This window comes from Streptomyces sp. NPDC002133 (assembly GCF_040296405.1).
GTDB lineage: Bacteria > Actinomycetota > Actinomycetes > Streptomycetales > Streptomycetaceae > Streptomyces.
This window is the reverse complement of sequence record NZ_JBEOXF010000124.1, coordinates 1-6,865: the sequence shown is the minus strand read 5'-3', so window position 1 is coordinate 6,865 and position 6,865 is coordinate 1. Positions and strand designations below refer to the sequence as shown.

At 64.5% G+C, this 6,865-nt stretch carries 9 protein-coding genes and 1 pseudogene; 3 read left to right on the top strand and 7 right to left on the bottom strand.

Translation table 11 applies throughout. From position 1 onward, the window contains the following. Positions 1–193: 193 nt before the first annotated feature. The 6 genes and pseudogenes from ABT078_RS42185 to ABT078_RS42165 all read right to left on the bottom strand — a co-directional run. Positions 194–364, bottom strand: a pseudogene (locus tag ABT078_RS42185) (IS256 family transposase); the annotation flags it as partial. Further along, positions 346–546 (bottom strand): hypothetical protein, encoded by a 201-nt coding sequence (locus ABT078_RS43040; RefSeq protein WP_502981575.1) that lies wholly within the window; start codon positions 544–546, stop codon positions 346–348. The pseudogene ABT078_RS42185 and the gene ABT078_RS43040, both read right to left, overlap by 19 nt. A gap of 285 nt (positions 547–831) precedes the next feature. Then, positions 832–1,359: a DUF302 domain-containing protein gene (locus ABT078_RS42180; RefSeq protein WP_351237738.1), complete on the bottom strand. Its 528-nt coding sequence runs from the start codon at positions 1,357–1,359 to the stop codon at positions 832–834. Continuing rightward, a complete protein-coding gene (locus ABT078_RS42175) occupies positions 1,356–2,114 on the bottom strand; it encodes a hypothetical protein (protein WP_351237736.1) in 759 nt (252 codons plus the stop codon). The genes ABT078_RS42180 and ABT078_RS42175 overlap by 4 nt, the downstream gene beginning before the upstream one ends. A gap of 310 nt (positions 2,115–2,424) precedes the next feature. Then, positions 2,425–2,931 carry a hypothetical protein gene (locus ABT078_RS42170; protein ID WP_351237734.1) on the bottom strand — a complete coding sequence of 169 codons (507 nt, stop codon included), beginning with the start codon at positions 2,929–2,931 and terminating at the stop codon, positions 2,425–2,427. Between the two features lie 73 nt (positions 2,932–3,004). Beyond that, positions 3,005–3,187 (bottom strand): tautomerase family protein, encoded by a 183-nt coding sequence (locus tag ABT078_RS42165; protein ID WP_351237732.1) that lies wholly within the window; start codon positions 3,185–3,187, stop codon positions 3,005–3,007. 452 nt (positions 3,188–3,639) lie between these two features. Between ABT078_RS42165 and ABT078_RS42160 the strand changes: the two genes are divergently transcribed. The 3 genes from ABT078_RS42160 to ABT078_RS42150 all read left to right on the top strand — a co-directional run bounded on the left by ABT078_RS42160 (position 3,640) and on the right by ABT078_RS42150 (position 6,480). After that, complete coding sequence (locus ABT078_RS42160) at positions 3,640–4,530, top strand: LysR family transcriptional regulator (RefSeq protein ID WP_351237730.1); 891 nt, start codon at positions 3,640–3,642, stop codon at positions 4,528–4,530. Between the two features lie 979 nt (positions 4,531–5,509). Continuing rightward, a complete protein-coding gene (locus ABT078_RS42155; RefSeq protein ID WP_351237728.1) occupies positions 5,510–6,208 on the top strand; it encodes a hypothetical protein in 699 nt (232 codons plus the stop codon). A gap of 140 nt (positions 6,209–6,348) precedes the next feature. Beyond that, a complete protein-coding gene (locus tag ABT078_RS42150; RefSeq protein ID WP_351237726.1) occupies positions 6,349–6,480 on the top strand; it encodes a hypothetical protein in 132 nt (43 codons plus the stop codon). Positions 6,481–6,598: 118 nt separating this feature from the next. Here the strand turns inward: ABT078_RS42150 and ABT078_RS42145 are convergent. Next, on the bottom strand, positions 6,599–6,865 hold a 267-nt coding region (locus tag ABT078_RS42145; RefSeq protein WP_502981574.1), incomplete at its 5' end, for a VOC family protein.

Here is a 6,865-nt window from a genome sequence, read left to right as displayed (position 1 = left end):
AGTCCTGGTATCCCAGCCAAGCACGGAATGCCAAGGGCCCAGGGTTCAGCACGGGTGAGGTTTCACGACCTGGATCCGGATGACGGTGCGGCGCCCTTGCCCGTCGGCGCGTAAACGTCCTGTGGGCCCTCATTCGTGACGGACAGTGCTACCAACCCAACTCCTCCGTCACCGCTACGGCTTGACAACATCATTAGGAGGTGAGTTCGGTGGGCAGGGCGGTGTCGTCGGTTTCTGACTCGATCGGGTGGAGGCGGGCTTTGGCGAGGAGTTCGCGGCTCATGTAGCGGCGGGCTTCGGTCCACTCGTCGTTCTGCTCGGCCAGAACGGCGCCGAACAGGCGGATCAGGGCGGTGCGGTCGGGGGAGAAGCGTGTGGGGTAGGGGGAAGGGGCAAGCATCCGGCGCGCGCTTTGCGGGGTCCGGGAGCGATCCCTCCGTGGTGCTTGAGGACGGTGAACACCGAACCGGGCGGCTTACCGATCTGCCTTGAGATGACGCTGATCGATTCCCCGGCCCTCCACCGTCGCCACAAGTCGGCCTTCATCTCGTCCGACATCCCCGGCCGACCCAGTCTCGCCACATAAACCGTCCTCAACCAGCACTGTTGCTCTGACCGGTTGAATCTAAGGCCTCTTGGTTCTCGGACGTGGATGTGAGGGGCGGGTGACCTGCTGGCCGCTGGACGCGCTCTCGTTGAACACGGCTTCGCGATCCTGAAGCGTGGCGGTCCCACCAAGCTCTGCACCAGCCCCGGCAGCGCCACCGCTCTGGCGCGCACTGCTTGGGCAGGCCAGAACCCGCGACCAGCCCGTTCGAAGGTGGCGATGGTTCACAGTCGGGGAGATGCGTCGCTCAGTTGGGGAGGTACGTCGCCGCCGAGGAGTGTGATCAGCTGGGCTAGGAGGGCGTCGAGTTCGCGGCCGACCTCGGCGATCTGCGGGTTGTCGTAGCTGGCGAGCAGCAGGCTGGGCTGGTCGACGACGAGTTTGGTGTCGCCGTCGGGGTCCGCGTAGAGCACGGTTTGCAGTGGTGCGTGCAGCATGGCCGACGGGTCGTGGCGGAACATGCGTTCGGCGATGGTGTGGTTGCCCATCGAGTACTGGGTGGCCTTCCAGAGGGACGTCGAGCCGGCCATGAGGGCGGTGATGTCGCTGCGGTGGTAGCGCATGAACCCGTGGGGGGCGTTGATCTCGGCGAGCTCGTGCGTGGCCTGCCAGGAGGCCATCTGGTAGAAGCGGTGGAGATCGGCCTCGGGGACGAGGGTCTCGTAGTGCTCGATCGCCGCGTCGTAGGGACGTGGGAGCGTCACGACGAGCCGACGGGCGGGGTGGTCGATGAGGGCGTTGTCCGTGGTCATCGTCGTGCCTGTTCGTCGTCGGTGCGGATGAGTTCGACATCGTGGATGTCGACGGTGATGGAGGGGAAGTTGAGGTTGACGGTGTTGTCGGGGTTGCGGCGGAACATTCGTCGGCGTGTCGGCACGAGCAGCCCGTCGAAGTTCTGGAAGCGGCCGGTGTAGTGGCCGACGAGGAAACTGTTGTTGACCTCGGCGACGTAGTCCATGCGGCGTTGCCTGCCGAAGGCGTCGAAGTAGAACACGTGGTTGGGGCTGTGTGCGGCGATCTCGGGTGGGAAGCGCACCTGCAGGCGTCGCCAGGTCTGGCCGGTCTCACGCCACGGTTCGATCTCGCGGGCCTGCACGCCCGGATAGGTGAAGAGGAACGGGGTGGTGAGGTAGTTCCAGAGCGCGTAGCCCAGGAAGTAGCCGAGGTGCGGAGCATCCCAGGTGCTGTTGCGCAGCATTCCCTGGAAGCTGGTGCGTGCGGGGGCGAGGGTCTCGACCGGTTCGCCGTCGAGGGTCTGCACAGTGACGCTGTCGGCGGCGGCGTCGAAGACCATCTGCCAGTCGGGGCGGGTGAACGGGCTGAACACGATGTGCTCTCTGGCCGTGTCGACCGTCACGGTCTGCCTGAACGTCGTGCCCGGCGGCCAGCCCTTCATCCCCCAGACCGGGCCCCCGATGGAGACGTCGGCTTTCAGGCCGCGCAGGGTGTTCCAGAGTTCTTGACCACCGGCGGTGGCGATTGCCAGATTGAGGAGTTCAGCACTCATGAGATGGATTCTTTCCGTAGCAATGCGCATAATAGTCAGCAACTCGAATGAGTCTTCGCCATCTTCGAACGTGCTGGTCAGGGGCTCCGGCGCCTGGCGGCCTTGTCCCGCCGCAGTCTTCGAAGAGGCCGCTCCAAAAAAACGTGCACAGGACGACGGTGCATGCCTAGACGTTGAACGATGTCGGAAAGCCGTGTGCGGAAGAACTGCATGCACGGTTTGAAGCGGCGGGAATTGGAAACGGAGCGTCAGCCACCGCGCCAGTCCCCGACCTTACTGAGCTCGGTCGGCTGACGGATTCCGTCGCAAGTCAGCGGGGGGACGACGGCGGCCATTGACCACGGGACAGGTCGTGATCGAGCAGCCGATGGCTGACATCGCCATCGTAGAAGAGGTCCGAGCCGAACTCGTCACCGAAGTGCTTCGCCAGCAAGGACGAGAACAGCAGGGCGGCTGACTGCGGCCGGTGGTTCATGACGAGTTGACTGGTCTCGCCCGCCTCGTTGAAGTACACGACGACGAAGTTGTAGATCTCGATTCCGTCTGGGCGGTAGATCTCGCTGCCACGGATGCGGGAACGGTAGTCCTCCAGGAAGAGCTCGCCACGCTTGCCGAAGAAGCGGAAGTCCTGGAAGGCGTAGATGCTTCGCGCGAAGCCCAGCAGCTTCCCTACTTTTTCCTTGCCGAGCACTTCGCCGTTGGCAAAGTTGCCCTGGAGGATGACGTCGTCGGCGAGGTTGTCGAGCCAGTGTGGGTAGTAGTCCAGGTGCGGCGCCTGGTTCTTTGACCCGTCAGTGGACTCGTTCGGTGTGGTCATGGCAGTTGTCTCCTCGTTCCTAGATTGATTCGGCGTGTTTCCGAGATCGGGACGTCTGGACGTCCTTTGGCATTCACCAGCGCGCGTCTTCGGCCAATTGCAGCTCCCCTCGTCCGAACGAGAAGTTCTCGTTCGACACCGGAATCAGGGAGATGAAGATGTCGTCGGGGGAGATATCGAGCGTTTCGGCGACCAACCGGTTGATCGTGGCGGTCACCTTGCGCTTGTCCTCAGTGTTCGATGTGCCCGCCAGCAAGCATCCGCGATTTCCTGATTGCGCGACACGTTTCCTCTATGTCGCAGCAGAAATGAATGGGAATTCGTTCAGTAGCGGTCGGCATCCGGCGGGTCGGCACAGTACTTCGCGTACTCTGTACCAGCGAGGTGCTCGCCCAGCTTCCGGGAGAAGTGCTGGAGCATGGGCAGCGGACGGTGGTTCATCACAAGATGTTGTGTCTTCCCATCTTCGTTCTTATAGACGACAGCGATGTGGGCAATCGGTCTACCGTCCACCGTAGCCGCGTAGTCCAAGACGTTCTCTCCAATACTTACCGATGTAGACGAAGTCCTGGAATGAGCCAGCTCCTGCTTCGAGCAGTTCCTATGAACAGAATCGCTGGACGCAGCGGTCGCTGTCCAACGAGAGTCAGAGATCGCAGCCATCTCGCTGAGAGATACCTTGGGGGCTCGCTGAGGGATACTCGGAGGGTGGAACTGCGCCAGCTCGAGTACTTCGTCGCCGTCGCCGAGGAAGCGAACTTCACCCGTGCCGCCGCACGGCTGCACGTCGTCCAGTCCGCGGTCTCCACCACGATCAAGAACCTCGAGCGAGAACTCCGCACGCCGCTGCTGGAACGCACCCCCAAACGCGTGCTGCTTACCGATGCCGGTGCTGCCCTGCTACCGCGCGCCCATGCCGCTCTCGACGCCGCCCGGGAGGCCGCAGACGTGGTGGGCGAGGTCCGCGGCGGACTGCGCGGCACACTGCGACTGGGCGCGATAACCACGGTTGGGCTCATCGACCTTCCCGTGTTCCTCGGTGAATTCCACCGGCGTCATCCCGGCGTGTTCCTGCAGACCAGCGCCGCCCCCTCCGGCTCCCAGGGCCTGGTCGAAGCCCTCCTCGAACGGCAGCTCGACCTCGCCTTCGTTTCGGGGCCCGGACCGCGCCCGACAGGCATCACGCTGACCGCCCTCGCCACCTCGGTGCTCGACCTCGTCGTGCCGGCCGCCCACCCGCTCGCGAAACGCCGCACCGTGTCGATCACCGAACTGGCCGGCCTGGACTTCGTCGACTTCCCCGCGGGCTACAGCAACCGGACCGTTGCCGACCGGGCCTTCGCCGCTGCCTCCGTCCGCCATCGCGTCGCCATCGAGATCACCGACCTCACCACCGGCGTGGCCTACGTCCGAAACGGCCTGGGCGTGGCGCTGCTGCCACGGGTCGCCCTCGGCAAGGAACAGGACGTCGCCACGCTGACCGTCGACGACGCCGACCTGGAATGGCAGTTTTCCCTGGCCGCTCCGTCCGAGCGCACGCCCGGTGCTGCGGCACGTGCCATGATCGCGATGGCGCACGAGTTCCTCTGGCAAGGGTGAACATCGCCTCGGAGGGCGTTGTCACGTTGTCGGTTGGGTGGACGTCTGACGGTGTGGCGCACGGGACTTCTCGTCCACGCATAACGGTGGCCTGGTCGAGGAAGTCCACGGTGCCGTCCGGGCGATCTGCTCTGCCTTCCGGGACTCGGCGGAACGCTGAGCTTCCTTCTCCTTCTGCGTACGACCCAGGCCTGCGCCCGCTCACGCTCCCGCCTGGCCTCCTCCTTGGCGCGCTGAGCAGCCTCCCGTTCTGCTATGCGGGCCTGACTCCTGTGCATCGCGGTAAGTCTGCACCAACTGCGCCGCCAGAGACTTCCTGCGAGCCATCCGCCCTCCTTGTTGCAGACCGAAGAAAGAGAGCTGCCCTGCGGAACGGACCGTCAATCTGAATGACTTGCTTGATGGCTCAAGAAGTGGCTTGGCGGGTGACTTTGAGACATACGGGGGCTGAGACGCGCGCGTGTCCGTCGGCGGTCCGGACGTCCCAGCGGCCGGACCATAAGCCGTCGATCGGCCAGTCGCACCATCAACGACTGCTGGCATCTGACGTGGGACAGATCGGTACGGCTACGGCTTCATACTGCATGCCAGCACATTGTAAATCTTTCATTCGCCTATTATTCATTTCGTGCCACATGGCTGTTCATTTCATTCGGCAAATTTTCGGTCTCCTAAATCGGTCCTTCTCCTCCGTTGGAGGTCCAAAACTCCATGGTGTGTTCTGGATCACTGTTGACTTGTGCGATTGCCTGGTTGCGGTCAGCGTCATATTCGTGATGCATGTGTGATGCATGGGGTGGGGCTGTGAATTCGCATAAGGGGGCCGGGTTTCGCGTAGGCGGAATCTGGAGGTCCGCCATGCGGTTGCGATATTTTTGGCGTGGGCGTTGCTTGTCGGCGGTGCGTGGTGAATTCACCGGTGGTTCACGCTGCTACGGCGGCGACGCAGACGCCGTCTGAGGAGGCCGCAGCGTCGGGTGTGCCGGTCGAGGTCACATCCGAGCGGACGGAGTATTCGCAGACGTTCGCGAACCCGGACGGGACGTGCAGCCTTAAGCAGGCGACGTCGCCGCAGCGGGCGCAGGACGCCTCGGGTCAGTGGCATGACATCGACACGGCGCTCGTGCGCCGGGCCGACGGCACGATCGGGCCGCGGTATGCGGCTGTGAGCGAGTCGTTCTCGACTGGCGGCAGCCAGACGATGGTCCGTCTGGAACGTGACGGGCAGGCGCCGGCCGTGAGCTGGCCGGGTCCTCTGCCGGAGCCCTCGCTGGACGGCGCGACCGCGACCTACGCGGAAGCCTTGCCCGGGGTTGATCTGCAGTTGACTGCGATGCCGGACGGGTATCGGGAGGTGCTGCAGGTCAAGTCCGCGCAGGCTGCGCAGAACGAGGCCCTGGAGCAGTTGCGGTTCACCATCGCAGGCAAGGGCCTGGCTCTGGTTGCGGGAGCCGGTGGCGGGCTGCGGGCGATCGATGCGGACGGCAACGTGGTGTTCACGGGTCCGGCGGGACAGATGTGGGACTCCGCCGGAGACGACGCCGGTGTCCAGACCCAGATGCTCCGGGCGGCAGGCCCCGAGACGGCGTCCTCCTCGGAGGCGTCCGACGGCGGTGTTCCCGCGCAGCCAGGCGACGGGGACGTAACCGCCACCCTGCCTGTGGCAGGCAGGGCTTGATCGAGTTCCATAGGTGTCCGGATCGTCGGTGATGCCCAGGATGGCGTCATGGAAAGTCACTGGTTTCCGGTTCCATCCAGCGGTGAGACTTGCGCCGTGACGCTTCACGAGAATGATTGCGGTGGTGGCTGCCGTTGCGGGTGGCGTTCTTCCTGGCCGGCGTCGGGCTCGTGGTGGGGTGCGTGGTCCAGACGTGGAAGCTGGTGCGCAGCCCGGAGTCGGCCAAGGCGCGGCTGGATCGCCTGGAAGCGGAGCGGGAAGCAGGCGCCTGAGAGGTCGTCTCATTTGGTGCGATGATCGAGGCGTGGCGGGACTGTAGCCGACGCGTATCCGGGATCCGGCGATGTCGGCGTGGGATGCCGGGGATGAGGCGGCTGTGTCTCAGGACGGTCATGGAGCTGTTTGGGCCGAGAAGGTGTGGTGCACCACCTCGACATTGTTTCCGTCGAGGTCGCGGAAGAAGACGGCGTAGTAGCCCGGGTGGTATTCCGGCCATACCCGGGGCCCGTGGAGGATTTCGGTGCCGGTGGCTACGGCGGCCCGGTGGGCATCGTTCACCGTCTGCCGGTCGGCGGCGGTGAACGCGATGTGCACCTCGCGTTCGGTGTGCACCACCCAAAAAACCCCCCCCCCCCCCCCCAGCCCCAAATGGGGGAA